The following is a 25381-nucleotide window of genomic DNA, read 5'->3' as shown; positions in this document are numbered from 1 at the left end:
TTTCGCAGTCAATCACCCGCAATTTGTAGGGTGGAAGTCGCCTTTAACTTCCACCATTCGGAGCAGAGCCCACCTCCGGTGGTGGGCCGAGCGGACGCTGTGACTGTGGGGGCGAATTCATTCGCTGAGCAGGCCGATGGCCTGCCATTTGGATATTCAGGGGGCAGCTGCGCTGCCCTTAGCGAATGAATTCGCCCCCACAGGTTTTCCCTCCCATTCCATGAGGCAATAAAAAGGCCGGCCCCTTTCGGGAGCCGGCCTTTTTGTTTCAGGCGCTATGGCTTACAGCGGCTTGCCGCGGTTGCCATGCTGGCTGACGAAGGCCTGGATCTGCTTCAGGTCGTTAGGCAGCACGGTGCAACGCTCTTCGCGCTGGAACAGGTCGGCGAGGTGCGGCGGCAGTGCCGGGGCCTGGCCAACGCCAGCCTTCTCCACGGCCTCGGGGAACTTCACCGGGTGGGCAGTGCCCAGGGTGACCATCGGGGTGGCCAGGCTGCGGCGGCACTCACGGGCAGCGCGTACGCCGATCGCAGTGTGCGGGTCCAGCAGCTCGCCGCACTCCTTGTACACCTCGGCGATGGTTTCGCAGGTGGCTACGTCATCCACGGCCAGGGAGTCGAACAGCTTGCGCGCTTCGGTCCAGCGGTCTTCCTCGACGCTGAAACCGCCGCCCTGCTTGAAGGTATCCATCAGGCTGGCGATGGCAGCGCCATTGCGACCGTGCAGGTCGAACAGCAGGCGCTCGAAGTTGGACGAAACCATGATGTCCATCGACGGCGACAGGGTCGGGTGCAGGGTGTCCTTGACGTACTGGTTGCCGCTCATGAAGCGGTGCAGGATGTCGTTGCGGTTGGTGGCGACGATCAGTTGGCTGATCGGCAGGCCCATGTTGCGCGCCAGGTAGCCGGCGAAGATGTCGCCGAAGTTGCCGGTGGGCACGGAGAAGGCCACGGAACGGGCCGGAGCGCCCAGCTGCAGGGCCGCGTGGAAGTAGTAGACGATCTGGGCCATGATCCGCGCCCAGTTGATCGAGTTCACTGCCACCAGGCGGGTGCCCTTGAGGAAGCCCTGGTCGGCGAAGCTCGCCTTGACCATCTCCTGGCAGTCGTCGAAGTTGCCCTCGACCGCGATGTTGTGGATGTTCTCGCCGAGGATGGTGGTCATCTGGCGGCGCTGCACTTCAGACACGCGGTTGTGCGGGTGCATGATGAAGATGTCGACGTGCTCGCAGGCCTTGCAGCCTTCGATGGCGGCCGAGCCGGTGTCACCGGAGGTCGCGCCCATGATCACCACGCGCTCGCCGCGCTTGCTCAGCACGTGGTCGAGCAGACGGCCCAGCAGCTGCAGGGCGAAGTCCTTGAATGCCAGGGTCGGGCCGTGGAACAGCTCCAGCACCCACTCATTGCCGTTCAGCTGACGCAGCGGCGCCACGGCGTTGTGGGCGAAGGCGCCATAGGTCTCTTCGAGGATCTTCTTGAAATCGGCATCGGCGATGCTGCCGGTCACGAAGGGGCGCATCACGCGGAAAGCCAGTTCGTGGTAGGGCAGGCCAGCCCAGGAGGCGATTTCTTCCTGGGTGAAGCGCGGCAGGTTTTCCGGGACGTAGAGGCCGCCGTCACTGGCCAGGCCAGCCAGCAGCACGTCTTCGAAGTTCAGGGCCGGTGCCTGGCCGCGGGTACTGATATAGCGCATGTCTTAAAACCTTGGTTTCGAGCTGAAGGCACCGGCGCGCCGCTCCGGGGGATCGCCCCTCCGCGGCCGCGCCCGTACCTTGCGGCTGCTTAGTTCAGTTGCTCGACGCGGATGCGCACTACGCTGCCTACCACGTCTTCCAGAGCTTCCAGCGCGGCGATGGCGTCGTTGACGCGCGCCTCGACGACCCGGTGGGTAACCAGGATCATCGGCACCAGGCCGTCCTGCTCTTCGACTTCTTTCTGCATGATGGATTCGATGTTGATGCCGCGTTCCGACAGGATGGTCGCGACCTGCGCCAGCACGCCCGGGTGATCCTTGGCCTGGATGCGCAGGTAGTAGGCGCTTTCGCAGGCTTCGATCGGCAGGATCGGGTGGTCGGACAGGGAATCCGGCTGGAAGGCCAGGTGCGGCACATGGTTTTCCGGATCGGTGGTCAGGGCACGGACCACGTCCACGATGTCGGCGACCACGGCAGAAGCGGTGGCCTCCATGCCGGCGCCAGCGCCGTAGTAGAGGGTGCTGCCGGCGGCGTCGCCGTTGACCATCACGGCGTTCATCACGCCGTTGACGTTGGCGATCAGGCGGTCGGCCGGGATCAGGGTCGGGTGAACGCGCAGTTCGAAGCCGCTGTCGGTACGGCGCGCCACACCCAGATGCTTGATGCGGTAGCCCAGGGCTTCGGCGTAGTTGACGTCGGCGCTGGTGAGTTTCGAGATGCCCTCGGTGTAGGCCTTGTCGAACTGCAGCGGGATGCCGAAGGCGATGGACGCGAGGATGGTCAGCTTGTGGGCGGCGTCGATGCCTTCGACGTCGAAGGTCGGGTCGGCTTCGGCGTAGCCCAGTGCCTGGGCTTCCTTCAGCACGTCCTCGAAGGCGCGGCCCTTCTCACGCATTTCGGTGAGGATAAAGTTGCCGGTGCCATTGATGATGCCGGCCAGCCAGTTGATGCGGTTGGCGGCGAGGCCTTCGCGGATCGCCTTGATCACCGGGATGCCACCGGCGACGGCCGCTTCGAAGGCGACCATGACGCCCTTCTCGCGGGCCTTGGCGAAGATTTCATTGCCGTGCACGGCGATCAGCGCCTTGTTGGCGGTGACCACGTGCTTGCCGTTCTCGATGGCCTTCATGACCAGCTCACGGGCCAGCGTGTAGCCACCGATCAGCTCGATGACGATGTCGATTTCCGGGTTGTTGGCCACGTCGAAGATGTCGGCGGTGATGGGGGTAGCGCCGGTTTCACACTTCGGGTTGGGACGACGAGCGGCAATCTGGGCAACTTCGATTCCACGCCCGGCACGGCGGGCAATCTCCTCGGCGTTGCGTTTGAGTACGTTGAAGGTGCCGCCACCGACGGTCCCAAGGCCACAGATGCCTACTTTTACCGGCTTCACGCTGAACTCCCCATCATCACTGCGAAAACGGCCGGGTGAGTCCCGGCCGAGGAAAAGAGCCGCACTTTACGAAGCGGCTGAATATTGGTCAATCGAGGCAAGCGCCCGGATTACTTGGCCTCCAGGGCAAGTTTCGCCAGCTGCGGGGCCGGCTGGTAGCCCGGAATCATCTGGCCATTGCCCAGCACGATGGCCGGAGTGCCGTTGACGCCTATCAGCTGGCCTAGCTCGAACTGCTTGGCCACCGGGTTATCACAGGTCGCTGCCGGCAGTTCCTCGCGGGACTTGGCCTTGTTCATCGCAGCCTTACGGTCCTTGCTGCACCAGACGCTGACCAGGCTGTTGTAGCCGTGGCTGCCGATGCCCTGGCGCGGGAAGGCGACATAGCGCACTTCGATGCCACGGCGGTTCAGTTCCGGCACTTCGCTGTGCAGCTTCTGGCAGTAGCCACAGTCGGTGTCGGTGAACACGGTGATGTGCGCCTTGGCCGGCTCCTTGGGCGAGAACACAACCATCTCGCTGGTGGGGATGGCGTTGATTTCCTTGGCGATGGAGCGGCTCTCGGCCTGCTCGGTGAGGTTCACCGGCTTACCGTTCTGCACGTGGTAGAGGTAGCCCTGCATCAGGTATTGGCCGTCGGCGCTGGTGTAGAGCATGCGGCCGCCCTTGAGCTGGACCTGGTAGATGCCGGTCATCGGGCTTTCGCCGATGGACTCGATGGGCAGGCCAAGTTGCAGGGCGTCGAGGGTCTTGCGGATGGCCTGGTCCGGGTCGTCGGCGAGGCTGATGGTGCTGGCGAGGCCGAGAGCCAGGCCAGCGATAAGACGAGTCACGCGCATGGGTACTCCTGTCGAGCGGCGGACGTTCGGGAAACCGTTCAAGCCTAACACAGAAGCTCTGGCGCGCAGACTTCGGGTGCCCGGCGGACGTTGCCGAAGGCCAGTCGGGTATTTGCAGGAACAGGGCCCAGCCATCCATGGCCGGTCGTTCGCCGGGGCGACGCAGCGCGAAGGTCGAGACTCGTGCATGACATCCCTGTCGCGGCCCCTGTGCCGGGTTCGACCCCGGCCCGGCCATCCATGGCCGGTCGTTCGCCGGGGCAACGCATGCGTCGCCTTTCCGGCTCACCCACGCGGGTGGTGGCGGGCGTGCAGTTCCTGCAGGCGGGCGCGGGCGATGTGGGTGTAGATCTGGGTGGTGGACAAGTCGCTATGGCCGAGCAGCATCTGCACCACGCGCAGGTCTGCGCCGTGGTTGAGCAAATGCGTGGCGAAGGCATGACGCAAGGTGTGCGGCGACAGGGACTTGCTGATGCCGGCCACCTGGGCCTGGTGCTTGATGCGGTGCCAGAAGGTCTGACGGGTCATCTGCTCGCCGCGCAGGCTGGGGAAGAGCACGTCGCTGGGTTTGCCGTCCAGCAGGAAGGGCCGCGCCTCGCGCTGGTAGCGCTCAATCCAGGCGATGGCTTCTTCGCCCAGGGGCACCAGACGCTCTTTGCTGCCCTTGCCGAACACCTTGAGCACACCCTGGCGCAGATTGACCTGTTCCAGGGTCAGGCTCACCAGCTCCGTGACCCGCAGGCCGCAGGCATAGAGCACTTCGAGCATGGCGCGATCGCGCATGCCGATGGGGTCTTCCAGGTCCGGAGCCTCCAGCAACGCTTCCACATCCGCCTCGGAGAGCGATTTGGGCAAAGGGCGGCCGAGTTGCGGCAGGTCCACCTGCAGGGTCGGGTCTTCGAGAATCAGGTTTTCCCGCAGCAGGAAGCGGTAGAAGCCACGCAGGCCGGAGAGAAACCGCGCCGTGGAGCGCGCCTTGTAGCCCTGTTCCAGGCGCCAGGCGAGATGGTCGAGGATGAGGTCGCGCCCGGCCTTGTCCAGGACCATGCCCCGCTCATCGAGCCAGCCATTGAAGTGGGCAAGGTCACTGCGGTATGCGGAGCGAGTGTGTTCGGACAGGCCCTTCTCCAGCCAGAGGGCGTCGAGAAAGCGATCAATCAGGAGATGGTCTAGCGCGAGCATGAATGGCAGCCTTGACTGTGCAAGGCGCTAGTCTTTCATAGCGCTGTATCCGATTCATCTCCGATAGGGACTTCCGATGAGCGAACACCATATCCTGCTGGGTCTGGGCGGCATTGGCGCGGCTGCGCTGTTCAGCCAGTGGCTGGCCTGGCGCCTGCGCCTGCCGGCCATCCTCTTCCTCTTGCTGGCCGGCATTCTCGCCGGCCCGGCGACCGGCCTGCTGGACCCGCAGGCGCTGTTCGGGCCACTGCTGTTTCCACTGATTTCCCTGTCGGTGGCGCTGATCCTGTTCGAGGGCAGCCTGACGCTGCATTTCTCCGAATGGCGCGAGATCGGCAGCGTGGTACGACGCATGGTGACCGTGGGCGCGCTGATCACCTGGGCGGTGATCGCGATCGCCACCCACTGGCTGCTGGGCTTCTCCTGGGAGCTGTCACTTCTGTTTGGCACCCTGACCCTGGTAACGGGGCCCACGGTGATCGTGCCGATGCTGCGTGTGGTGAGGCCGCGCGCCTCGATCGCCAACATCCTGCGCTGGGAAGGCATCGTCATCGACCCGATCGGTGCGCTGCTGGCGGTGGTGGTGTTCAGTTTCATCGTCAGCCGTGATAACGGAGGCTGGAGCGCCAGCCTGTCGACCTTCGCCGCGGTGATCGCCTGCGGGACGCTGTTGGGCGCTGCCGGCGGCTGGTTGTTCGGCGTGGTGCTACGCCGCCACTGGCTGCCGGAGTACCTGCAGAACCTCGCAGCACTGGCCGCGGTACTCGGCGTGTTCATCGGCGCCAACCTGTTGGTGAACGAGTCCGGCCTGCTGGCGGTGACCGTGATGGGCATGGCGCTGGCCAACATGCGCGGAGTGGATGTGCGGCAGATCCTGCACTTCAAGGAGAACCTCAGCGTGCTGCTGATCTCCGGGCTGTTCATCCTCCTTGCGGCTCGCCTGGATTTCGCCGCGCTGGTGGCCATGGGCCCGGCGACCCTGCTGTTGCTGGCGGTGATCCAGTTCATCGCTCGGCCATTGAACGTCGCTGTCAGCACCCTGGGGTCGAGCCTGAGCTGGCGTGAACGCGCATTGCTGGCCTGGATCGCTCCACGCGGCATCGTCGCCGCGGCCGTCTCGGCGATCTTCGTCTTGCGCCTTCAGGGCGAGGGCAACGAGCAGGCCGAATTGCTGGTGCCGCTGACCTTCCTGGTGATCATCGGCACCGTGGTGCTGCAGAGCGCCACTGCACGCCCACTGGCGCAACTGCTCAAGGTGGCAGAGCCGGCGCCGTCGGGTTTCCTCATCATCGGCGCCAATCCCGTGGCCCGCGAAGTCGGCAAGGCCCTGCAGAACCTTGGTAGCCGGGTACTGCTCACCGATTCCAGCTGGGAGAACATCCGCGCCGCGCGCATGGACAACCTGCCCACCTACTTCGGCAACCCGACATCGCAGCACGCCGAAGCGCACCTCGACCTGGTCGGCCTCGGTCACCTGCTGGCGCTCTCCCCTTCCAGCGAACTCAATGCTCTGGCCTGCATGCACTTCCGCCATGACTTCAACGCCCAGCGCCGTTTCACCCTTCCGACCGGCAACGAAAGCCGGCGCTCGGACAAGCATCGCGTCAGCGAGACCGTGCGCGGCCGCCCCCTCGGTGGCCAGCCTCTGACCTTCCCGCAGTTCGCCAGCTATCTCGCCAAGGGCGCCGACGTGCGCACCACTACCCTGACCGCGACCTTCGGCTGGGCCGAATACCAGGCCCTGCACGGCAACCGCGCCACGCTTCTGCTGGCCCGCGATCCACGCGGCTGGGTGCACCTGGCCGGGCAACCGCTGGACTTCACGCCGGAAAAGGACTGGACCCTGGTGTCCCTGATGGAAACCGAGGAGCAACCCGGTGTTACCGCTGATCGCACCCTGGCGCAAACACACTGACAGGCGGCATGGCCAGCCTATCCTTAGTCTGGTGACAGGATCGGGCTGGCCGTGGATGATTTCATCTTGCTATCACCCATTGCCGGTACCGGAACATGGCCAACCAAATGAACTCCCGCCTGGGGCAGATCCTCATCAACAAGGGTCTGATCACCTCCCAGCAGTTGGATGCCGCAATCAAGATGCAGCTCACCAGCAAGATGCGGCTGGGTGAAGTACTGATAGCGCAAGGCCTGCTGACCCAGAAGCAACTGACCAAGGCCCTGAAGAAACAGAGCAACCTGCGTCTGGCGGCTACCCTTGTGGCCGCGTTAATGAGCCCCTTCCAGATGGCCAGCGCCGATATCCAGCGCTTGCAGCCGCCCGCCAGCATCAGCCGCCAGGAAACACCGCGGGGCCTACGCCCGCTGACCGACCTGGAGATGAGCAATGTCAGCGCCCAGGGTCTGGACGATGTGTTGCAGGGCTTGTTCCTGCAAGCCGAACAGGGCGACGGGCTGGGCGCGGTGAAGCAACTGGCGAAGCTGGTGATGCCGGTGCTGGACAGCCTGGATGCCGAGACTTCGATGAAGGACGTGGTCTACGACACCAGCAAGATGACCTCGGTGGTCAATTCGGACGGTTCGGTGAACCTGCGGTTGCCCAGTTCCATCGGTGAGTTGCGCTTCGAAAACATCCGCGTTGCCGGCGCGCCGCAGAACCAGAGTTTCGGCAGCCTGACGCTGAACAACATCGACCTGTCCCAGGCATCGCTGAAGATCAGCATGCGCAACTGATCCTGGCCGATAACGAAGAAGGCACCCATTGGGTGCCTTTTTCATTCACGCAGCGTCAGCCGCCTGGGGAAACGCTGGCAGGATCTGTACCGGGCGCTTCTCGTCATCGATGGCAACGAAACTGAACACGCCGGTGATGGCCTTCTCACGGGTGGCGCTGTACATGTCCTCGACGAACACCTCAACCTCGACCTTGAGGCTGGTGTTGCCCACCTTCACCACGCGCCCCACCAGCTCGACGATGGAGCCGGCCGGGATTGGATGCTTGAAGTCGATACGGTCGGTGGAAACGGTCACCAGGGGCAGGCGGCAGAAGCGCGTGGCAGCGATGAAGGACACTTCGTCCATCCAGGCCAGGGCAGTGCCGCCGAACAGGGTGTTGTGATGGTTGGTGCTGGGCGGGAATACCGCTTTGGTTACCCGGCTTTCGGACAGCTCTGTCCGGCGGGCGATCTCTTGCTCTCTCGGGGTCATGCCACTACTACCTGAATCGAAACCATGTGGCTGCCACTCGTGCTGCGACTCTTGTCGTTCTTCTATGCGCTGCCGGATGGGCAGGAATACTCCCGTCCGTCTAGACCGGCGGGGCGCGGATTATCCCCCGCGCGCAGGCAAGAAAAAACCCGCCGAGGCGAACCTGGGCGGGTTTTTCGGGGAAGCTGTGGCGATTAGGCCAGCTTCTCCTTGATACGAGCTGCCTTGCCGGACAGGTCGCGGAGGTAGTACAGCTTGGCTTTGCGTACGTCGCCGCGGCGCTTGACGCTCAGGCTGTCAACCAGCGGGGAGTAGGTCTGGAAGGTACGCTCTACACCAACGCCGTTGGAGATCTTACGCACGGTGAAAGCGCTGTTCAGGCCGCGGTTACGCTTGGCGATGACCACACCTTCGAAGGCCTGCAGACGGGAACGGTCGCCTTCCTTCACTTTCACTTGAACGATTACGGTGTCGCCGGGGGCGAAAGCCGGAATCTCTTTGTTCATTTGTTCAGCTTCGATCTGCTGAATGATTTTGTTGGTCATCTCTATGCTCCTAAGACAGGCCTTCTGGGCGTGCCATCGATACGTTAACTATCGTTCCGCTGGCGGATATATTCCTCCAGCAGCTTTTTCTCTTCTCCAGAAAGCGAGCGGCAATCCAGAAGATCGACCCGACGTTCCCAGGTGCGCCCAAGCGCCTGCTGCAAACGCCATCGCCGGATGTGTTCGTGGTTGCCGCTGAGCAGCACCTCGGGAACACGTTTGCCTGCATACATCTCCGGTCGGGTGTAATGCGGGCAATCGAGCAGGCCGTCCGTAAAGGAGTCCTCCTCGGCGGAGTCCGCGTGGCCCAACGCACCGGGCAGCAACCGCGTCACCGCATCGATCAGCACCATGGCCGGCAGCTCACCGCCGGACAGGACGTAGTCGCCGATCGACCATTCCTCATCGACGTGCTCCTCAATGAAGCGTTCGTCGATGCCTTCGTAGCGCCCGGCGATGAGGATCAATGCCTCCTCGTTCGCCAGCTCGCGCACGGCCGCCTGCTTCAGCTGGCGCCCTTGCGGCGAGAGGTAGATCACCTTCGCCTTCTCCCCTGCCGCTGCCTTGGCTGCCGCCAGGGCCCGTTCCAGGGGCTGGATCTTCATCACCATCCCGGGGCCACCGCCGAAGGGCCGGTCATCCACCGTCTGGTGGCGGTCTTCGGTGAAGCTCCGTGGGTTCCAGCAGTTGAGCTTGAGCAGCCCCTGCTTCACCGCGCGGCTGGTGATGCCGTATTGGCTGATGGCGGCAAACATCTCGGGAAAGATGCTGATCACTTCAACCTGCATGCCTTTCATGTCAGGTCCTCAGAAATCGGCGTCCCATTCCACCCGCATCTCGCCGGACTCCAGGTCGATCGACTGTACGCACTGCTCCGTGTAGGGCAGCAGGCGTTCGCGATCATCCAGGCTTCCAGCGCAGGGCTTGACCACCATCACATCGTTGGCGCCGGTCTCCAGGAGGTGATCGATACGGCCGAGCAGGTGCCCGTCCTGGTTGATCACGTTGAGACCTTCCAACTGGTGCCAGTAGAACTCGTCATCGTCGAGCTCCGGCAGTTCGCTGACGGGAACGCAGACTTCAAAACCTGCGTAGGTCCGGGCAACCTCGCGGTCATCCAACCCTTTCAGCCTTACTACCAGGACCTTGCCGTGCACACGTCCGCTGGCGACTTCGACCTGCTTTACCTCGTTGTCACGCTTGAGCGTCCAACGGCGGTAATCGAGCACGTTATCCAGCGGATCGGTGAAGGAGTAGACCTTCACCTCGCCACGTACGCCATGCACCGAGAAAATCTTGCCGAGAACGATCAGTTCATCGGCGGGGGCCGGCGTCGTGCTCATAAAGATGCTTAGGCAGCAGCCTTGGCAGCTTCCTTCAGCAGCTGAGCAACGCGCTCAGACGGCTGGGCGCCCTGGCTCAGCCAGTAGCTGACGCGCTCCTGATTTACGGAGAGCTTGACTTCGGCACCCTGAGCAACCGGGTTGAAGAAGCCAACGCGCTCAACGAAGCGACCATCGCGCGCATTGCGGCTGTTGGTCACGGTCAGGTGGTAGAAGGGGCGCTTCTTGGAGCCGCCACGGGCAAGACGGATGGTTACCATTGAACTTCGTTCCTATAGTCGGTGCTTTTCAAGCTGTGCACACACATGGGCCATGGGCCCGAAAGGCCGCATATTCTAAGGATTATGCGGCCGATTGCAAATCTCTTTTTAGGGGCCGCCGGTCGGCGGCCGGGCTCACATCTTCGGCATGCCGCCGGGGAACATGCTGCCCATGCCGCGCATCATCTTGGCCATGCCGCCCTTGGCGGTGACCTTTTTCATCATCTTCTGCATCTGTTTGTGCTGTTTGATGAGGCGGCCGACGTCCTGCACCTGGGTGCCAGAACCCAGCGCGATTCGGCGTTTGCGCGAGCCACTGATCACTTCCGGATCACGGCGCTCGGCGGGCGTCATCGAGTTGATGATCGCCTCCATCTGCTTGAACTGCTTCTCTGCAGCGTTCTGCGCGTTGCCCATCTGCGCCAGGTTGACGCCACCGAGCATCGGCAGTTTGTCCATGAGGCCGCCGAGGCCGCCCATGTTCTTCATCTGTTGCAGTTGGTCGCGGAAGTCTTCGAGGTCGAAGCCCTTGCCCTTCTTGATCTTCTTCGCGAGTTTCTCGGCCTTCTCGCGGTCCATGGTCTGCTCGGCCTGCTCGATCAGGCTGAGCACGTCACCCATGCCGAGGATGCGCGAAGCGACACGGTCCGGGTGGAAGGGATCGAGGGCTTCAGTCTTCTCGCCCATGCCGAGGAATTTGATCGGCTTGCCGGTGATGGCGCGCACGGAGAGCGCGGCACCGCCACGAGCATCGCCGTCGACCTTGGTCAGCACCACACCGGTCAGCGGCAGGGCGTCGTTGAAGGCCTTGGCGGTGTTGGCGGCGTCCTGGCCGGTCATGGCATCGACCACGAACAGGGTTTCCACCGGTTTGATGACGGCGTGGACCTGCTTGATCTCGTCCATCATCTCGGCGTCGACGTGCAGGCGGCCTGCGGTGTCGACGATGACCACATCGATGAACTTCAGCTTGGCTTCGCGGATCGCCGCCTGGGCGATATCCACCGGCTTCTGGCTGGTATCGGACGGGAAGAAGGTGACGCCGATGTCATTGGCCAGGGTTTCCAGCTGCTTGATGGCCGCCGGACGGTAGACGTCCGCGGAAACCACCAGTACCGACTTTTTCTTGCGCTCCTTGAGGAAGCGCGACAGCTTGCCCACGGTGGTGGTCTTGCCCGCGCCCTGCAGGCCAGCCATCAGAATCACCGCAGGCGGTGCGGCGTTCAGCGCCAGGTCCTCGTTGGCGGCGCCCATCAGCTCCACCAGTTCGGCCTGGACAATCTTCACGAAGGCCTGCCCCGGGGTCAGGCTCTTGGAAACCTCGGTACCGACCGCTCGATCCTTGATCTTGGCGACGAAGTCCTTCACCACCGGGAGGGCGACGTCGGCCTCGAGCAGGGCCATGCGCACCTCGCGCAGGGTGTCCTTGATATTGTCCTCGGTCAGCTTGGCCTTGCCGGTGACATGGCGCAGCGTCTGTGAGAGGCGATCGGTAAGGTTTTCAAACATGCGCGTTCCTTTCGGGCTCTCGTGAGCCCCGGCTGAGCTTGCGGCAGGCGGCGGAGTATAACGAAGTGTCGGCTTTGCCGACACCGCCAGCGGTCTTTCACCGGCAGGCCTTGTATGCCACACTCACTGCCTTTCGGGCTTGCCTTACAAGGACTTATGCACCCTCTGCTGCCCAGCCTCTTGGCTGCATTCCTCTATGCGGGCATCACTGGCTACCAGGGCCTTCGCCTTGGCCAGCGCACTACGCCGGACAAGCGCCTGCTGATCATCGGCGGCGGCCTGGCGCTGCTCGCCCATGGCACCGCACTGTTCCTCGAGCTGTTGACGCCTGCCGGTCTCTACCTGGACTTCTTCAACGCCGCCAGCCTGATCGCTGCGGCGGTGATCCTGCTGACCATCGTGGCCATCGCGCGGATCCCCATCGAGAACCTGTTGCTCCTGCTGCTGCCCCTCGGCGCCCTGACGGTAATGGCGGCAGCGCTGGTACCGGGCGGCACCTCCCAGGCCATCGACGAAGAGCCGGGCATTCTCGCCCACATCCTGCTGTCGATCCTGGCCTACGGCCTGCTGACCATGGCGGTGTTCCAGGCCCTGCTGCTGCTGCTGCAGGACCACCAGCTCAAGCACAAGCACCCGTCGGGGCTGATCAAGAACTTCCCCGCCCTGCAGACCATGGAAAGCCTGCTGTTCGGCTTCCTCTGGGCCGGCTGGTGCCTGCTTTCGCTGTCGCTGATCTCCGGCTGGGTATTCGTCGACAACCTGTTCGCCCAGCATCTGGCGCACAAGACCATCCTGTCCTGTATCGCCTGGGTGGTATTCGGCGTGCTGCTCTGGGGCCGCCACCAACTGGGCTGGCGCGGGCACAAGGCCATCCGCTGGACCCTGGCGGGCTTCTGCCTGCTGATGCTGGCGTACTTCGGCAGCAAGCTGGTCCGCGAATTCATCCTCCACGTCTGAAGACACCATGCACGGACTGCTCGCCGGCCTCCTCCTAGGAATCACCCTCTCCCTGGTAGCCGGCGCGATAGTGGCCTGGCTGGCGACCCGGCGCCGCCACGGCGTCGAGATTCAGCCCCAATCGCGCTTGCCAGTGGCGGTGAGCGACGCGCTGCAGCAAGTCACCGTCAGTTCGATCATGATTCCCCGTAACGAAATCCAGGGCATCGACCTGGACACTTCGCCGGACGAACTCCTCGCCCAGCTGCAGAACGCCACCCACACCCGCCTGCCGCTCTACCGCGAAGACATCAACCAGATCGAAGGCATCCTCCACCTGCGCCAGCTGCCGCGCCTGCTGACCGAAGGCCCGACCAGCGCCGAGCAGCTGATGGCAGTGAGCCGCGAGACCTATTTCGTCCCGGAAAGTACGCCGCTGCTGACCCAGTTGGTGAACTTCCAGAAGCAGAAGCGCCGCCTGGGTATCGTGGTCGACGAATACGGCGACGTGGTGGGTCTGGTCAGCCTGGAGGACATCTTCCAGGAACTGGTGGGTGAGTTCGGCAGCCTGGAAGACTTTGCCCCCAACCCCGGCATCCAGTCCCGCGATGACGGCCGCTACGAACTGGACGGCGCTTTGCACCTGCGCGAGCTGAACCGGGTGCTCGGCTGGCACCTGCCCTGCGATGGCCCGAAGACCCTCAACGGGCTGATCACCGAGGCCCTGGAGCAGATTCCCGACTGCAGCGTCTGCCTCAAGGTCGGTCCCTATCGCCTGGAAATCCTCCAATCCGGCGAAAACCGCGTGCAGCGCGTGCTCGCCTGGCGTGCCGGACTTACGCCGAAGGCCTGATCGCTACCATCCGCCGGCCGTTCCAAACCCGAAGAAAACCGCGACAGCGACCTCAGCCTCACACGCTGAGGTCGAGCGCCAGGCCTTCAGTCTCCCGGGCCGGTTGAAGCGAGGCGACGAACCAGTCCGCCAGCGACTCGCCCCAGACGCAATAGCCGAGTGGAGACGGATGGTAGCCATCCAGCGCCAGGAACTCCGGGCGCATCTCCAGGCGGGTGGCACAGCAGGCAAGACCCTCACGCTCCGCCAGCGCCCGCAGTTGGCGATCCAGCAAACTGGCGCGCCAGCCCAGCAACTGGCGCAACAGCCAGGGCAAGGCACTGAAGTGCTGCAGCGGCGGCACGCCGGCCAGGACAACCTGCACGCCACGTTCGGTGAAGTGTCGGGCCAACCCCTGGAGCGAACTCAACCAACTGTGACTGGAGCTGAAATGGGTGGTGTCGTTTACACCAAACACGAGCAGCACCAGATCGGCGGGCTCCTCCGCCACCTGCGGCAGTAGCCGCTCCAGAGCCTCGCCGGCGGTGATGCCATTCTCGCCACAGGCACGCCAGGCGACGGGGCGCCTCAGGCGCATCGCGAGGGCAGCGGCCAGCTGACCGGCCAGGGCGAAGTCCAGACAGGACGCACCAACCCCAGCCACCGTGGACTCGCCAATCAGAAGAAGACGCAGGGGCTCGCCGTCGAGCTCACCCCCTGCAAGGCCGCGCTCCGGCCCGGCGGCAGGCGCCAGGCGCAGAGCGGTACGGCGGGTATGCACGGCCATGGGCAATGCCAGGGGCAGCAGCGGCAGCGCCGCCGCCCACCAGCACAGACCGGCCAGATGCATCACAGCTGCACGTCGACCGCCTGGGCCGAACGGGTCGCCTTGGCCCGCGCGAGGTCGGTGGACTCATCCCGCGCCAGGGCTACGCCCATGCGGCGCTGGCCATCCACTTCAGGCTTGCCGAACAGCCGCAGGGCGGTATCCGGCTCGCTGAGGGCGGCGCCCAGGTTGCCGAAGCTGACCTGGCTGGACTTGCCTTCGACCAGGATCACTGCCGACGCGGAAGGCCCTACCTGGCGGATGGCCGGGATCGGCAGGCCGAGGATGGCCCGCGCGTGCAGGGCGAATTCGGAAAGGTCCTGGGAGATCAGCGTGACCAGGCCGGTGTCATGGGGACGCGGCGAGACTTCGCTGAACCACACCTGGTCGCCCTTGATGAACAGCTCCACGCCGAACAGGCCACGACCACCCAGGGCCTCGGTCACCGCCTGGGCGATGCGTTCGGACTCGGCCAGCGCCTTCGGGCTCATGGCCTGGGGTTGCCAGGATTCGTGGTAATCACCCTTCACCTGGCGGTGGCCGATAGGGGCGCAGAAGCTGGTGCCACCGATGTGGCGCACGGTGAGCAGGGTGATCTCGTAGTCGAAATCGATGAAGCCTTCGACGATTACCCGGCCCTTGCCCGCGCGGCCGCCTTCCTGGGCGTAGTCCCAGGCGGTCTTGAGGTCGGCGTCCGACTTCAGTACGGACTGGCCCTTGCCGGAGGAACTCATGATCGGCTTGACCACGCAGGGATAACCCACGCTGGCCACGGCGGCACAGTAATCCTCGAAATTGTCGGAGAAGTGGTACGGCGAGGTGGGCAGGCCCAGCTCCTCGGCAGCGAGGCGACGAATGCCTTCGCGGTTCATGGTCAGCTGGGCGGCGCGGGCGGTGGGCACCACGGTGAAGCCTTCAGCTTCCAGTTCCACCAGCGTGGCGGTGGCGATGGCCTCGATCTCCGGCACGATGAAGTGCGGCTTCTCCTGCTCGATCACGGCGCGCAGGGCGGCACCGTCCAGCATGCTGATCACGTGGCTGCGATGGGCCACCTGCATGGCCGGGGCATCGACGTAACGATCGACGGCGATGACTTCGCAGCCCAGGCGCTGCAGTTCGATCGCCACCTCCTTGCCGAGCTCACCAGAGCCGCACAGCAGTACACGGGTCGCGCTGGGCGACAAGGGGGTTCCAATACGGGGCATGTCGTTTCCTCGGGGAGTCAAGAAGCCTGGGTCGGGGGAATGATGAACAGGCCGCTGGCCTTGGCGCGTTCGAAGCAACGGGCCAGGACCTCGCGGCGCTCGGCATTGTCCATGCGGCCCCAACGGGTGATTTCATCGGCGGTGCGCTGGCAGCCGCTGCAGATGTCGTGGTCGTCCAGCACGCAGACCTGCACGCAGGGCGAACGGACGGGGCGTTCGGAGTCCATCAGTCGTCCTGCTCCGCCAGGTCGCGGGCGTAGCGCTGGGCGTTGTGCACGTAGTGGGCGGCGCTGGCTTCGAGCATTTTCTTCTGTTGCTCGGTCAGCTCCCGCACCACCTTGCCGGGGGAGCCCATGACCAGCGAACCGTCGGGAATTTCCTTGCCTTCGGGAATCAGCGCGTTGGCGCCGATGATGCAGTACTTGCCGATCTTCGCGCCGTTGAGCACCACGGCATTGATGCCGATCAGGCTGAAGTCGCCCACCGAACAGCCGTGCAGCATGGCGTTGTGGCCGATGGTGACGGAGCGGCCGATGTTCAGCGGGAAGCCCATGTCGGTATGCATCACGGTGCCATCCTGGACGTTGCTGTTCTCACCAATGTGGATCAGCTCGTTGTCGCCGCGCAGTACGGCGCCGAACCAGACACTGGCGCCGGCGTCCAGGCGCACGTTGCCCACCAGGGTGGCAGTGGGGGCGGTCCAGCTGTCGGCATGGGCTTCGACCTGGGCGGTTCCAAGGCGGTATTTCATCAGGCGCTCCTCGAACGGGGCTTATTTGAGTCTTATGAAGGTCTCGGGGGCGCGAGTCATGTCGATCCCGGCGTCGTACACCAGGTTGACCAGCTCGACGACCATGATGGCGGTCAGGCCCCAGATCTTGTATTCGCCGTACTGATAGCTGGGGACGTACCAGCTGCGGCCGAGGTAGTCGATGCGGTGGGTCATCTGGCGCGGATCATCGCGAAAGAACTCCAGCGGGACGCTGAACACCGAGTCGATCTCGCCATCGTTGGCCTTGTACTGGACGAAGTCCGGAACCAGACCGACATAGGGCGTGACCTTGATGCCATGACGGGAGACCAGGGGGCTGAGCGGGCCGATGACTTCCACCAGACCCGGAGGCAGTCCGACCTCTTCCTCCGCTTCGCGCAGAGCCGTGCGAATCAGGTCCTGATCCTCGGGATCGCGGCGGCCACCGGGAAAGGCCACCTCACCACCGTGGGTGGACAAGCCGCTGGCGCGCAGGGTCAGCACCAGTTCCGGCTCGTCGCTGCGGGTGATGGGCACCAGCACCGCGGCTTCGGGGAAGTCGTGATCGGTTTCCAGGGTTCTCGGGGAGTAGCTCTGCACGCGACGGAGCAGGTCATCCAGCATGGATTTTCTCGTTGTTCTCGACTGCCGGGCATCATGGCATGAACCTTGGGACCGCCCAAGTCCTACGCCGACAGGTCGCAGCATTCACCACCTCTGGTTTGCCCGGCACGCCGCTTGCCGTGCGACACCGTGCCGCGCCAAGATGGGCGCCTGCCCCTGAGGAACCACGATGAAATACTGCAGCCAGTGTGGCGGCCCGGTCGTCCAGCGCATCCCCGACGGCGACAACCGCCTGCGCTACGTGTGCGAAAGCTGCCACACGATCCACTACCAGAACCCACGTATCGTCGCCGGTTGCCTGCCGGTGTGGGGTGAGCAGGTGCTGCTCTGCCGTCGCGCCATCGACCCGCGCAAGGGTTACTGGACGCTCCCCGCCGGCTTCATGGAGAACGGCGAGACCATGGAGCAGGCCGCCACGCGCGAAACCCTCGAAGAAGCCTGCGCGCGGGTACGCAACCTCAGCCTCTACACCCTGTTCGACCTGCCGCACATCAGCCAGGTCTACACCTTCTTCCGCGCCGAACTGGTGGATCTGGACTTCGCTGCCGGCGAAGAAAGCCTGGAAGTACGCCTGTTTCACGAGCGGGATATTCCCTGGTCGGAGCTGGCTTTTCCGACCGTGGGCCGTACCTTAGAATGCTACTTCGCCGATCGCGCCGGGCAGGTCTTCCCGGTGCGCAACGAGCCACTCGCGCCGTTGCTGGCCTATTACAAGAAAGCCTGACCGCTATTCTGCTTAATATGTGAACACTGTGGGGATGTCGTGCCGATGCGCTGGTTGCTAGTCGTACTTTCCATGAGCCTTGCCGCTCTCGCCCAGGCAAGCACTACGCCGACGCTGGGTGGCAAATCCATCGACAAGGTTCTGGTAGTGAAGTCGGAACGCAAGCTGTTGCTGATGAATCGCGGCGACATCCTCAAGACGTACCGCATTTCCCTTGGCAAAGTCCCCACCGGCCCCAAGCTGCGTGAAGGCGACCAGCGCACCCCGGAAGGCTTCTACTGGATCGACTGGCGCAAGACCAGCGACAAGTTCAACCTGGCCCTGCACATCTCCTACCCCAATGCCCGCGATGCCGCCAAGGCACGGGACAAGGGCGTGCCACCGGGCGGCATGATCATGATCCATGGCACCCCGCTGGATGAGGAATACCCGGAGTGGTACTTCCACACCCTGGACTGGACCGAGGGTTGCATCGCCATGAAGAACGCGGACATGCAAGAGATCTGGAGCCTGGTGAAGGACGGCACCCTGATCGAGATCCGCCCCTGACCCCACCTGCAATGAAAAAGGCGCCATCTGGCGCCTTTTTCATTGGTTCTTCGGAGATTTTCGGGAAAAAGTCGACCAGCCGACGACCATCCTTCAGGCAGATTCAGGCCGAGGCGGCCAAAGGGCGAAAGCTGAAATAGAAACGCAGGGCATCGATGAGGTCCGCGTATTCAGCGGGCGGTGCCACCAGTGAAAAGCCGGAATCGTAGTTCGCCGGGGTCACGTCCTCATGGCACCACTGGCAGGTGGCGTAGAAGTCGATGAAGTGCAGCTGCCCATCCTTGCCCGGAATCTTCAAGCGCATGTCGAAGCGCGCGCCCACCAGCATGGGCAGCTGGCTGATCAGCATCAGGCCGTCCATGGAGACGTTGCCCAGGTAACCCATGGGCTTGTCGGTGATGCGATTGAACACCTTCAGGTAGTAAGGCAACTGATGGCGTTCGATACGGCGCTTTGTCGGCATGATATCAAATCGCTATTGATGGCATTTCAGTATGGACTCGTTGCCGCCCCAGACCAACCTTCAATTGCAATCTCGGGCCAGGCTCTCGGCCAATTTGCGACGGAAGGAGTCGATCTGTTGATCAGTGTAGTACTGTCGCTCGCCACGCTCGTCGAGACGGTAGTACGGTCCGCCGTGACTCAGCTGTCCTTGCTGATCGCGCCACTCGCCGCACAGCTTCTGCCGCTGTTCGCGTGCTACCTCGGCCTTCTCGACGGCGGCTGCCTGTTCCTGGCGACGCGCGTCGTGGATTTTCTCGGTGCGAGCCTCACGCTCTCGGGTCGCCTGATCCCGCTCCACTACCTGGGGTTTCACCGATACCACCTCGGCTCCCTCCCGTGGCGTCTCGCTGAAATGCACTTGGCCCTGCGCATCGGTCCAGCGATATATCTCCGCGCCGGCGATGGCCGGTATCAGCAACAGGCAGCACAGCAGGTGGCGCATTCCTGGGTCCCTCGGATAGAGGCTCAGCTTAGTCCCGGCCCGTCGCAGCTCAAGCGGCCAACGACCGACGGCCGGCTTACGGGTCAGAGCGGCGCCGCGTTGGCCTTGGTGGTACTGCTGCCCACGCGGCCGAGCTGCTGGAGCGTCTCCAGGCGCGCCTTGGCACGGTAGGCGTACTCGCTGGAGGGGTAGCGGGCAATGATGAACTGATAGGTCTGCGCCGCATCGACGAACAGGTTCTGGCGCTCCAGGCACTGGCCGCGCAGCAGAGAGATTTCCGGCTGCAGGTACTGGCGGGAGCGGCTCTTGCGCTCAGCCTTGGACAGTTCGAGCATCACGTCTTCGCAGTCGCCGTCCTCGTAGGAGCGGTAGGCATTGTTCAGGTGATGGTCGAGGGACCAGCGCGTGCAGCCGCTCACGGCCGCCAGCAGGGTCAGGATGATCAGGGTTCGCATGGTTGGTTCCTCCGTCCACCGGGATATCGGCCGGGCGCGTCGCTTCTTCAGGCCACCGGGCGATCAGGATGCGAAGCATAACCTCCGATTGGTCCTGCCGGCGCCTGCCACGGATAGCACGCGGCCACTGCTAGACTGCGGAGGTCGCCCAAGGACCCGGTTCCGCCATGCATCCCAGCCTTCCCGCCCTGCTCGCCGTCTGCCTGCTGCTGGGCGCCTGCTCGCCCACTACCCCGTTGTTCATCGCGCAGGTCACCACCAACGAAGTGGTGGAATACAAGACCATGAAGAGCAAGCGCATGGCCGCCGCGGTGGAAGAGGAAGGCGACCTGCTCACCTACAGCGCCATGGCCATCCGCGATGCCAAGAGCCCCGAAGCGGAAGAGCTTTACCTGGTCGGCTACCGCGACGACAAGTTCAGCGACGACGTGCGCGCCATCGCCCTGTACCAGATCGGCCTGATCTACATGAGCCGCTTCAACGAGCAGCGTGATGACGCCAAGGCACTGACCTACCTGGAGCGTGTGCTGAACGAATTCCCCAGCAGCCGTGCGGCCGAACGTGCCGAAGCGCGCATCCTGGTGATCCGCCAGCGGGCGAAGGACCCGGTACAAAAGACCTCTCGCGAGCTCCTGGCCACCTGGCAGCCAAGCAACAATCTCGACCTGTACAAACCAGGGCTGGACCCAGACATGACCCTGCTCTCGCGTCGTGCCGTGCTCAAGGACCGCGTCGCCGAAGCCGAGGAGCTCTATATGCTGGCGCTGTCCGACCCCCATGTGCAGCCGGACATCAAACAGAAGGCGCTCTACCAGCTGGGCCTGATGTACCTGGCGCCGGACAATCCCCACGCCAACCGCGACAAGGCCATCGGCTATTTCCGCCGGCTGCTGGTGCAATTCCCCGACAGCGACCTGGCCACCAAGGCCTCGCGCCACCTGGACCAGGCACTGAATTCGGATCGCCCGTGACACCGCCCGGCGGGCCACCTGAAACAATTCAGCGGGTAGTGAAAAGGAACAATGACTACAGTTTTTCTGCGTAGTAGCCTCGGGCTCTGCTTGAAAAATGGAGTCTTCGCATGCCTTTCCGCCGCACCAAAATCGTCGCCACCCTCGGCCCGGCCAGCAACTCCCCGGAGGTCCTGGAGCAACTGATCATCGCGGGCTTGAACGTCGCCCGCCTGAACTTCTCCCACGGCAGCCCCGAAGAACACAAGGCACGCGCCCGCCTGGTCCGCGAACTGGCCGCCAAGCATGGCCGCTTCGTCGCCCTGCTCGGCGACCTGCAAGGCCCGAAGATCCGCATCGCCAAGTTCGCCAACAAGCGCATCGAACTGAAAGAAGGCGACAGCTTCCGCTTCTCCGTCACCCATCCCCGTGACGCCGGCACCCAGGAAGTGGTGGGCATCGACTACCCGGACCTGATCAAGGATTGCGGCGTCGGCGACGAGCTGCTGCTGGACGACGGTCGCGTGGTGATGCGCGTCGTCGCCTCCACCGCTGACGAGCTGCACTGCACCGTGCTGATCGGCGGCCCGCTGTCGGACCACAAGGGCATCAACCGCCGTGGCGGTGGCCTGACCGCACCGGCCCTGACCGCCAAGGACAAGGCCGACATCAAGCTGGCCGCGGAAATGGAACTGGATTACCTGGCGGTGTCCTTCCCCCGTGACGCCGCCGACATGGAACTGGCCCGCCGCCTGCGCGACGAAGCCGGTGGCAAGGCCTGGCTGGTGGCCAAGATCGAACGCGCCGAAGCGGTGGCCGACGACGAAGCCCTCGACGGCCTGATCCGTGCCAGCGACGCCGTCATGGTGGCCCGTGGCGACCTGGGCGTGGAAATCGGTGACGCCGAACTGGTGGGCATCCAGAAGAAGATCATCCTGCACGCCCGCCGCTACAACAAAGCCGTGATCACCGCGACCCAGATGATGGAGTCGATGATCCACAGCCCGATGCCGACCCGCGCCGAGGTTTCGGACGTAGCCAACGCCGTGCTCGACTACACCGACGCCGTGATGCTTTCCGCCGAAAGCGCCGCGGGCGAGTACCCGGTGGAAGCGGTGCAGGCCATGGCGCGTATCTGCCAGGGCGCCGAGAAGCACCCGGACAGCCGCCGCTCGCACCACCGTGTTGGCCAGACCTTCGACCGCTGCGACGAAAGCATCGCTCTCGCGTCGATGTACACCGCCAACCACTTCCCGGGCATCAAGGCCATCATCTGCCTGACCGAAAGCGGCTACACCCCGCTGATCATGTCGCGCATCCGTTCCTCGGTGCCGATCTTCGCCTACTCGCCGCACCGCGAAACCCAGGCCCGCGTGGCGCTGTTCCGTGGCGTGGAGACCATCCCGTTCGACGCCGCCGCGCTGCCGCCGGAGAAGGTCAGCCAGATGGCCGTGGACGAACTGCTGCAACGTGGCGTGGTAACCAAGGGCGACTGGGTGATCCTGACCAAGGGTGACAGCTACACCACCCAGGGCGGCACCAACACCATGAAGATCCTCCACGTCGGCGACCTGCTGGTCTGACCTGACCTGGAAACGAAAAAGCCGCCCTTCGGGGCGGCTTTTTCATGGTCGTAAATCAGCTGATTGCTTGTAGGGGCGAATTCATTCGCCATGCAGGCCGAAGGTCTGCCCTGAGATGTCGAAGGGGGCAGCCGAGCTGCCCTTGGCGAATGAATTCGCCCCTACAGCATCTATTCCCCCAACAGTTGTTCGCGCAGCGTCAAACAAACTTCGAGAAATCCGGCTTGCGACGCTGGGTGAAGGCCGACAGCGCTTCCACCGCCTCCGGAGAACGCAGGCGCTGGGTGAATAGCTCGCCCTCCTCCGCGATCACCCGGCGCAGTTCCTCACGGCCCGGCGCCTGCATCAGGCGCTTGCTCACCGCCAGGGCCGAGGGTGCCAGGTCGAGGAAGCGCATTGCCGCCTCACGGGCACGGGCCAGCGTTACGGCGCCGTTTTCCAGGGCTGCGTTGGCAATGCCCCAGTTGGCGGCCTGCTCACCGGTGAAGCCTTCGCCCAGCAGCAACAGCTCCGCGGCCTTCGCGTGGCCGAGCAGGCGCGGCAGGATCAGGCTGGAACCGAATTCGGGGCAGAGGCCCAGGTTGACGAACGGCATCTTCAGCTTGGCGTTGCAGCTGACATAGACCAGGTCGCAATGCAGCAGCAGGGTGGTGCCGATGCCCACCGCCGGACCACTCACGGCCGCCACGACCGGTTTGGGGAATTCGAACAGCGCGCGCATGAACTGGAACACCGGGCTGTCCATCCCGCTCGGCGGTTCCTGCAGGAAGTCGACGATATCGTTGCCGCTGGTGAAGCACTCCTCGGTGCCGGTGATCAGCACGGCGCGCACTTCGCGATCGTCCCGCGCCGCGTCCAGCACTTCGGCCATGCGGCTGTACATGGCACGGGTCAGGGCATTCATCTTGTCCGGGCGGTTCATGCGCAGCGTCAGCAGGCCCTGCTCGCGCTCGACCAGAATGTGCTCGCTCATGGCAACTCCTCGATTGGTGTTGGCCCGCGGCGTCAGGCTTCGCGGGTCAGGAAGGTATCGGCCAGCAGCTGATTACGGGGCAAGCCGGCCAGATATAGCCGGCGTGCGAACTCTTCGACGCTGGCGGGGTGGCCGCAGAGTAAGGCGATGGTTTGCCGCGAAACAAGGCGGAATTGCGCCAAAACCTCTGGCAGCTCGGCCGGCGTGATCAGTTCGACGACAAGCCCGGAATGCGCTGCAGCCAGCTCGGTGAGGGATTTGGCCAGATAATGTCCGCAGTCGTCATGGGCCAGATGAATGATGCGGATGGGGCCCTGATGATGATTCCGCAGCGCTTCCCGCAGCAGCCCCCAGAGCGGCGCCAGTCCAGTGCCTGCAGCAAGGAACAGCAGCGGCCGGGCGTCCCAGGAAGGATCGTAGTGCAGCGCACCGCAGTGCAGTTCACCCAGGCGCAGCTTGTCTCCCGGCACCAGGCGCCGGGCCCTGTCGCTGAACATTCCGGGGTTGCGGCAATCCAGGTGGAATTCGAGGAAGTCGTCAAAACCAGGCAGGCTCGCCAGGGAATAGGGCCGGGCGACGCCCTCGTCATTCCACAGCAGGAGATGCTGGCCGGCGCTGTAACGCAGCGGCCGCGAAGGCACGAGTCGCAGGCGCAGGACATCCGGGGCCGGCCAGTCGACGCCGACGACTTCGGCGTCCACGCCATCGCGTGCCGGGTCGAACACCTCCACCACCAGGTCCTGCACCACCAGGCACTGGCAGGACAGCCGCCAGCCCTCGGCACGCTGGAAACTGTCCAGCGCTTCCGGCCTGGCATCTGCCGGCTCGCCCGACAGGCAACGCACCAGGCAGGCATGGCAGCTACCGGCCCGACAGCTGTAGGGGACCTTGTAGCCCCCGGCGTTCAGGGCATCCAGCAGGTTGCTTGCGGGTGCTACGGTCCAGCGTTTTCCAGCGACTTCGAGTTCAGGCACCCTGGCCCTCCCAGGCGGCATCGCAACGGTTACGTCCGCCGCGCTTCGCCCGATAGAGTGCCTGATCCGCACGCTGCAACGCATCATCCAGGTCGTCCCCGGCAGACAGCAGGGTCATGCCGGCCGAGAGGCTCAGCCGCTCCACCTGTACCCCCACCGGCTCTGCGCTGGTGAAGGCTTCGCGCAGGCGCTCGCAGCACGCGGTGAGGCGATCCGCATCACAGCCCGGCAGCAGCAGGACGAACTCCTCGCCGCCGTAGCGCGCCAGCACATCACCGTCGCGCAGGCAGGCACGCGCCACCGCGGCGAAGGTCTGCAGCACCCGATCGCCGGCGGCATGGCCGTGAACGTCGTTGATTCGCTTGAAATGGTCGAGATCGATCAGCGCCAGACCGTGCTGGCGATTCGGCGCCAGGCTGTCCAGCTCGCGGCTGGCAAGGCGCAGGAAATGGCGGCGATTGAACAGCCCGGTCAGCTCGTCCGTGGCGACCAGGTCTTCCAGCTGGCGCATCATGCCGCGCAGGGTGTCCTGGTGCGCCTGCAGGGCGAAGCGGCGTTGGCGCATCCGCTGACGCAGCGCCTGAACGTAGCTCCCGAACAGGCTCAGCCAGACCATCAGCACGAAGAGCACGCAGACCTGCAGCAGCGCCAGGGCCGGGTCGGCCAACTGCATCTGGTACGCCTCGTACAGGTTGAGACCGGCGAAGGCGAAGAAGCCGATCGCGGCACATCGGGCGAAGACCCTGGGTTTCAGCTGGAACACACCGAACATCATGATCAGCACATAGACCGCGAGCAGGGTGCCCCGCGCGTCGTCGACCATGGACATCAGCCAGGTGTTCCAGACCAGGGCAAGCAGCACCTGGGGTTCCGTCAGGCTGGGGTCGGAGAAACGCAGGTTGTGTCCGCTGACGAACAGCCAGAACAGCACGAGCTGGGACAGGGCAACGAGGCCGGTACCGATCAGGGCGGTGCTCGCCGTAACCCGGAACAACCCGCCCAACATGGCGATCCAGCACAGCAGCAGTACCATCGAGTAGGTAGCCACGGCCATACCGAAGCGCTTCAGCAGCAGACTTTGCAAGGCTCTATGGCTGACCCGTTGGCTGGATGGGCTCATGGGC

Annotated in this window: 28 protein-coding genes and 1 pseudogene; 8 read left to right on the top strand and 21 right to left on the bottom strand. The window is 64.2% G+C overall.

What is annotated here, in order from left to right:
- Window positions 1-282 precede the first annotated feature (282 nt).
- From thrC to xerD, 4 genes are all read right to left on the bottom strand, one after another.
- A complete protein-coding gene (gene thrC, locus E8F06_RS13630) occupies window positions 283-1692 on the bottom strand; it encodes a threonine synthase (protein WP_280368007.1) in 1410 nt (469 codons plus the stop codon).
- An 89-nt stretch (window positions 1693-1781) separates the two neighbouring features.
- Entirely contained in the window at window positions 1782-3086 is a 1305-nt protein-coding gene (locus tag E8F06_RS13625) for a homoserine dehydrogenase (protein WP_280368004.1), read from the bottom strand.
- 110 nt (window positions 3087-3196) lie between these two features.
- Window positions 3197-3925 carry a thioredoxin fold domain-containing protein gene (locus E8F06_RS13620; protein ID WP_280368002.1) on the bottom strand — a complete coding sequence of 243 codons (729 nt, stop codon included), beginning with the start codon at window positions 3923-3925 and terminating at the stop codon, window positions 3197-3199.
- A 285-nt stretch (window positions 3926-4210) separates the two neighbouring features.
- A complete protein-coding gene (xerD, locus tag E8F06_RS13615) occupies window positions 4211-5107 on the bottom strand; it encodes a site-specific tyrosine recombinase XerD (protein ID WP_280367999.1) in 897 nt (298 codons plus the stop codon).
- Window positions 5108-5183: 76 nt separating this feature from the next.
- On the opposite strand from xerD, the gene E8F06_RS13610 reads away from it, so the two are divergent.
- On the top strand, window positions 5184-7022 hold the full coding sequence (locus tag E8F06_RS13610; RefSeq protein WP_280367996.1) for a sodium:proton antiporter: 1839 nt from the start codon (window positions 5184-5186) through the stop codon (window positions 7020-7022).
- 95 nt (window positions 7023-7117) lie between these two features.
- Window positions 7118-7798 carry a hypothetical protein gene (locus tag E8F06_RS13605; RefSeq protein ID WP_280367993.1) on the top strand — a complete coding sequence of 227 codons (681 nt, stop codon included), beginning with the start codon at window positions 7118-7120 and terminating at the stop codon, window positions 7796-7798.
- A 45-nt stretch (window positions 7799-7843) separates the two neighbouring features.
- On the opposite strand, the gene E8F06_RS13600 is transcribed toward E8F06_RS13605, so the two are convergent.
- From E8F06_RS13600 to ffh, 6 genes are all read right to left on the bottom strand, one after another.
- Entirely contained in the window at window positions 7844-8272 is a 429-nt protein-coding gene (locus E8F06_RS13600; protein WP_271470165.1) for an acyl-CoA thioesterase, read from the bottom strand.
- Window positions 8273-8466: 194 nt separating this feature from the next.
- The gene (rplS, locus tag E8F06_RS13595; protein WP_003451517.1) at window positions 8467-8817 is read right to left on the bottom strand and encodes a 50S ribosomal protein L19; all 351 of its coding nucleotides are present in this window, start codon (window positions 8815-8817) and stop codon (window positions 8467-8469) included.
- Window positions 8818-8861: 44 nt separating this feature from the next.
- Window positions 8862-9614, bottom strand: coding sequence for a tRNA (guanosine(37)-N1)-methyltransferase TrmD (gene trmD / locus E8F06_RS13590; RefSeq protein WP_280367989.1), 753 nt, complete (start codon window positions 9612-9614; stop codon window positions 8862-8864).
- A 9-nt stretch (window positions 9615-9623) separates the two neighbouring features.
- Window positions 9624-10160, bottom strand: a complete 537-nt coding sequence (gene rimM / locus E8F06_RS13585) for a ribosome maturation factor RimM (protein ID WP_280367987.1) — start codon at window positions 10158-10160, stop codon at window positions 9624-9626.
- An 8-nt stretch (window positions 10161-10168) separates the two neighbouring features.
- On the bottom strand, window positions 10169-10420 hold the full coding sequence (rpsP, locus tag E8F06_RS13580; protein ID WP_069085410.1) for a 30S ribosomal protein S16: 252 nt from the start codon (window positions 10418-10420) through the stop codon (window positions 10169-10171).
- Between the two features lie 135 nt (window positions 10421-10555).
- Window positions 10556-11929 carry a signal recognition particle protein gene (ffh, locus tag E8F06_RS13575; RefSeq protein WP_280367985.1) on the bottom strand — a complete coding sequence of 458 codons (1374 nt, stop codon included), beginning with the start codon at window positions 11927-11929 and terminating at the stop codon, window positions 10556-10558.
- 156 nt (window positions 11930-12085) lie between these two features.
- Between ffh and E8F06_RS13570 the strand changes: the two genes are divergently transcribed.
- The gene (locus E8F06_RS13570; RefSeq protein WP_280367983.1) at window positions 12086-12886 is read left to right on the top strand and encodes an inner membrane protein YpjD; all 801 of its coding nucleotides are present in this window, start codon (window positions 12086-12088) and stop codon (window positions 12884-12886) included.
- A gap of 151 nt (window positions 12887-13037) precedes the next feature.
- A pseudogene (locus E8F06_RS13565) lies at window positions 13038-13718 on the top strand (transporter associated domain-containing protein); the annotation flags it as partial.
- A 58-nt stretch (window positions 13719-13776) separates the two neighbouring features.
- Here E8F06_RS13565 and E8F06_RS13560 read toward each other — a convergent pair.
- From E8F06_RS13560 to E8F06_RS13540, 5 genes are read right to left on the bottom strand one after another with little or no spacing between them, the layout of a single operon-like run.
- Complete coding sequence (locus tag E8F06_RS13560) at window positions 13777-14550, bottom strand: SGNH/GDSL hydrolase family protein (RefSeq protein ID WP_280367977.1); 774 nt, start codon at window positions 14548-14550, stop codon at window positions 13777-13779.
- Complete coding sequence (gene purT / locus E8F06_RS13555; protein WP_280367974.1) at window positions 14547-15728, bottom strand: formate-dependent phosphoribosylglycinamide formyltransferase; 1182 nt, start codon at window positions 15726-15728, stop codon at window positions 14547-14549. The genes E8F06_RS13560 and purT overlap by 4 nt, the downstream gene beginning before the upstream one ends.
- Before the next feature lie 17 nt (window positions 15729-15745).
- Complete coding sequence (locus E8F06_RS13550) at window positions 15746-15955, bottom strand: DUF1289 domain-containing protein (protein ID WP_190830926.1); 210 nt, start codon at window positions 15953-15955, stop codon at window positions 15746-15748.
- Window positions 15955-16479 carry a gamma carbonic anhydrase family protein gene (locus E8F06_RS13545; RefSeq protein WP_280367972.1) on the bottom strand — a complete coding sequence of 175 codons (525 nt, stop codon included), beginning with the start codon at window positions 16477-16479 and terminating at the stop codon, window positions 15955-15957. Before E8F06_RS13545 ends, E8F06_RS13550 begins: the two co-directional genes overlap by 1 nt.
- Before the next feature lie 21 nt (window positions 16480-16500).
- Complete coding sequence (locus E8F06_RS13540) at window positions 16501-17103, bottom strand: CoA pyrophosphatase (protein WP_280367969.1); 603 nt, start codon at window positions 17101-17103, stop codon at window positions 16501-16503.
- A 169-nt stretch (window positions 17104-17272) separates the two neighbouring features.
- On the opposite strand from E8F06_RS13540, the gene E8F06_RS13535 reads away from it, so the two are divergent.
- Window positions 17273-17827, top strand: coding sequence for an NUDIX hydrolase (locus E8F06_RS13535; RefSeq protein ID WP_190830920.1), 555 nt, complete (start codon window positions 17273-17275; stop codon window positions 17825-17827).
- 45 nt (window positions 17828-17872) lie between these two features.
- Window positions 17873-18376, top strand: a complete 504-nt coding sequence (locus tag E8F06_RS13530; protein WP_280367964.1) for a L,D-transpeptidase family protein — start codon at window positions 17873-17875, stop codon at window positions 18374-18376.
- 103 nt (window positions 18377-18479) lie between these two features.
- Here E8F06_RS13530 and E8F06_RS13525 read toward each other — a convergent pair whose 3' ends face one another.
- From E8F06_RS13525 to E8F06_RS13515, 3 genes are all read right to left on the bottom strand, one after another.
- On the bottom strand, window positions 18480-18839 hold the full coding sequence (locus E8F06_RS13525) for a PilZ domain-containing protein (RefSeq protein WP_280367961.1): 360 nt from the start codon (window positions 18837-18839) through the stop codon (window positions 18480-18482).
- A gap of 60 nt (window positions 18840-18899) precedes the next feature.
- Window positions 18900-19322, bottom strand: a complete 423-nt coding sequence (locus tag E8F06_RS13520; protein ID WP_280367959.1) for a DUF4124 domain-containing protein — start codon at window positions 19320-19322, stop codon at window positions 18900-18902.
- Window positions 19323-19405: 83 nt separating this feature from the next.
- A complete protein-coding gene (locus tag E8F06_RS13515; protein ID WP_280367956.1) occupies window positions 19406-19777 on the bottom strand; it encodes a tetratricopeptide repeat protein in 372 nt (123 codons plus the stop codon).
- 167 nt (window positions 19778-19944) lie between these two features.
- Here E8F06_RS13515 and E8F06_RS13510 point away from each other — a divergent pair, with 167 nt between their 5' ends.
- Complete coding sequence (locus tag E8F06_RS13510; protein WP_280367954.1) at window positions 19945-20748, top strand: tetratricopeptide repeat protein; 804 nt, start codon at window positions 19945-19947, stop codon at window positions 20746-20748.
- A 110-nt stretch (window positions 20749-20858) separates the two neighbouring features.
- A complete protein-coding gene (pyk, locus tag E8F06_RS13505) occupies window positions 20859-22310 on the top strand; it encodes a pyruvate kinase (RefSeq protein ID WP_280367952.1) in 1452 nt (483 codons plus the stop codon).
- Window positions 22311-22509: 199 nt separating this feature from the next.
- Here pyk and E8F06_RS13500 read toward each other — a convergent pair whose 3' ends face one another.
- The 3 genes from E8F06_RS13500 to E8F06_RS13490 are packed head-to-tail and all read right to left on the bottom strand — an operon-like array spanning window position 22510 to window position 25377.
- The gene (locus tag E8F06_RS13500; RefSeq protein ID WP_280367951.1) at window positions 22510-23283 is read right to left on the bottom strand and encodes an enoyl-CoA hydratase; all 774 of its coding nucleotides are present in this window, start codon (window positions 23281-23283) and stop codon (window positions 22510-22512) included.
- A 32-nt stretch (window positions 23284-23315) separates the two neighbouring features.
- Window positions 23316-24257: an iron-sulfur-binding ferredoxin reductase gene (locus tag E8F06_RS13495; protein WP_280367949.1), complete on the bottom strand. Its 942-nt coding sequence runs from the start codon at window positions 24255-24257 to the stop codon at window positions 23316-23318.
- Complete coding sequence (locus tag E8F06_RS13490; protein ID WP_280367947.1) at window positions 24250-25377, bottom strand: GGDEF domain-containing protein; 1128 nt, start codon at window positions 25375-25377, stop codon at window positions 24250-24252. Before E8F06_RS13490 ends, E8F06_RS13495 begins: the two co-directional genes overlap by 8 nt.
- Between the last annotated feature and the right edge of the window lie 4 nt (window positions 25378-25381).

The organism is Pseudomonas sp. BN411, assembly GCF_029871235.1.
Taxonomy (GTDB): Bacteria; Pseudomonadota; Gammaproteobacteria; order Pseudomonadales; family Pseudomonadaceae; genus Metapseudomonas.
This window is presented reverse-complemented; position numbering and strand designations above follow the sequence as displayed.

Bases quoted from the DNA above. Each gene is read 5' to 3' on its own strand.
- E8F06_RS13540 (WP_280367969.1), bottom strand. From the start codon at position 17,103: ATGCTGGATGACCTGCTCCGTCGCGTGCAGAGCTACTCCCCGAGAACC.
- pyk (WP_280367952.1), top strand. From the start codon at position 20,859: ATGCCTTTCCGCCGCACCAAAATCGTCGCCACCCTCGGCCCGGCCAGC.
- E8F06_RS13605 (WP_280367993.1), top strand. From the start codon at position 7,118: ATGGCCAACCAAATGAACTCCCGCCTGGGGCAGATCCTCATCAACAAG.
- E8F06_RS13545 (WP_280367972.1), bottom strand. From the start codon at position 16,479: ATGAAATACCGCCTTGGAACCGCCCAGGTCGAAGCCCATGCCGACAGC.
- E8F06_RS13535 (WP_190830920.1), top strand. From the start codon at position 17,273: ATGAAATACTGCAGCCAGTGTGGCGGCCCGGTCGTCCAGCGCATCCCC.
- rpsP (WP_069085410.1), bottom strand. From the start codon at position 10,420: ATGGTAACCATCCGTCTTGCCCGTGGCGGCTCCAAGAAGCGCCCCTTC.
- purT (WP_280367974.1), bottom strand. From the start codon at position 15,728: ATGCCCCGTATTGGAACCCCCTTGTCGCCCAGCGCGACCCGTGTACTG.
- E8F06_RS13490 (WP_280367947.1), bottom strand. From the start codon at position 25,377: ATGAGCCCATCCAGCCAACGGGTCAGCCATAGAGCCTTGCAAAGTCTG.
- E8F06_RS13525 (WP_280367961.1), bottom strand. From the start codon at position 18,839: ATGCCGACAAAGCGCCGTATCGAACGCCATCAGTTGCCTTACTACCTG.
- E8F06_RS13610 (WP_280367996.1), top strand. From the start codon at position 5,184: ATGAGCGAACACCATATCCTGCTGGGTCTGGGCGGCATTGGCGCGGCT.
- E8F06_RS13600 (WP_271470165.1), bottom strand. From the start codon at position 8,272: ATGACCCCGAGAGAGCAAGAGATCGCCCGCCGGACAGAGCTGTCCGAA.
- thrC (WP_280368007.1), bottom strand. From the start codon at position 1,692: ATGCGCTATATCAGTACCCGCGGCCAGGCACCGGCCCTGAACTTCGAA.
- rplS (WP_003451517.1), bottom strand. From the start codon at position 8,817: ATGACCAACAAAATCATTCAGCAGATCGAAGCTGAACAAATGAACAAA.
- E8F06_RS13620 (WP_280368002.1), bottom strand. From the start codon at position 3,925: ATGCGCGTGACTCGTCTTATCGCTGGCCTGGCTCTCGGCCTCGCCAGC.
- E8F06_RS13530 (WP_280367964.1), top strand. From the start codon at position 17,873: ATGCGCTGGTTGCTAGTCGTACTTTCCATGAGCCTTGCCGCTCTCGCC.
- E8F06_RS13550 (WP_190830926.1), bottom strand. From the start codon at position 15,955: ATGGACTCCGAACGCCCCGTCCGTTCGCCCTGCGTGCAGGTCTGCGTG.
- E8F06_RS13515 (WP_280367956.1), bottom strand. From the start codon at position 19,777: ATGCGAACCCTGATCATCCTGACCCTGCTGGCGGCCGTGAGCGGCTGC.
- ffh (WP_280367985.1), bottom strand. From the start codon at position 11,929: ATGTTTGAAAACCTTACCGATCGCCTCTCACAGACGCTGCGCCATGTC.
- rimM (WP_280367987.1), bottom strand. From the start codon at position 10,160: ATGAGCACGACGCCGGCCCCCGCCGATGAACTGATCGTTCTCGGCAAG.
- E8F06_RS13570 (WP_280367983.1), top strand. From the start codon at position 12,086: ATGCACCCTCTGCTGCCCAGCCTCTTGGCTGCATTCCTCTATGCGGGC.
- E8F06_RS13510 (WP_280367954.1), top strand. From the start codon at position 19,945: ATGCATCCCAGCCTTCCCGCCCTGCTCGCCGTCTGCCTGCTGCTGGGC.
- trmD (WP_280367989.1), bottom strand. From the start codon at position 9,614: ATGAAAGGCATGCAGGTTGAAGTGATCAGCATCTTTCCCGAGATGTTT.
- E8F06_RS13520 (WP_280367959.1), bottom strand. From the start codon at position 19,322: ATGCGCCACCTGCTGTGCTGCCTGTTGCTGATACCGGCCATCGCCGGC.
- E8F06_RS13500 (WP_280367951.1), bottom strand. From the start codon at position 23,283: ATGAGCGAGCACATTCTGGTCGAGCGCGAGCAGGGCCTGCTGACGCTG.
- xerD (WP_280367999.1), bottom strand. From the start codon at position 5,107: ATGCTCGCGCTAGACCATCTCCTGATTGATCGCTTTCTCGACGCCCTC.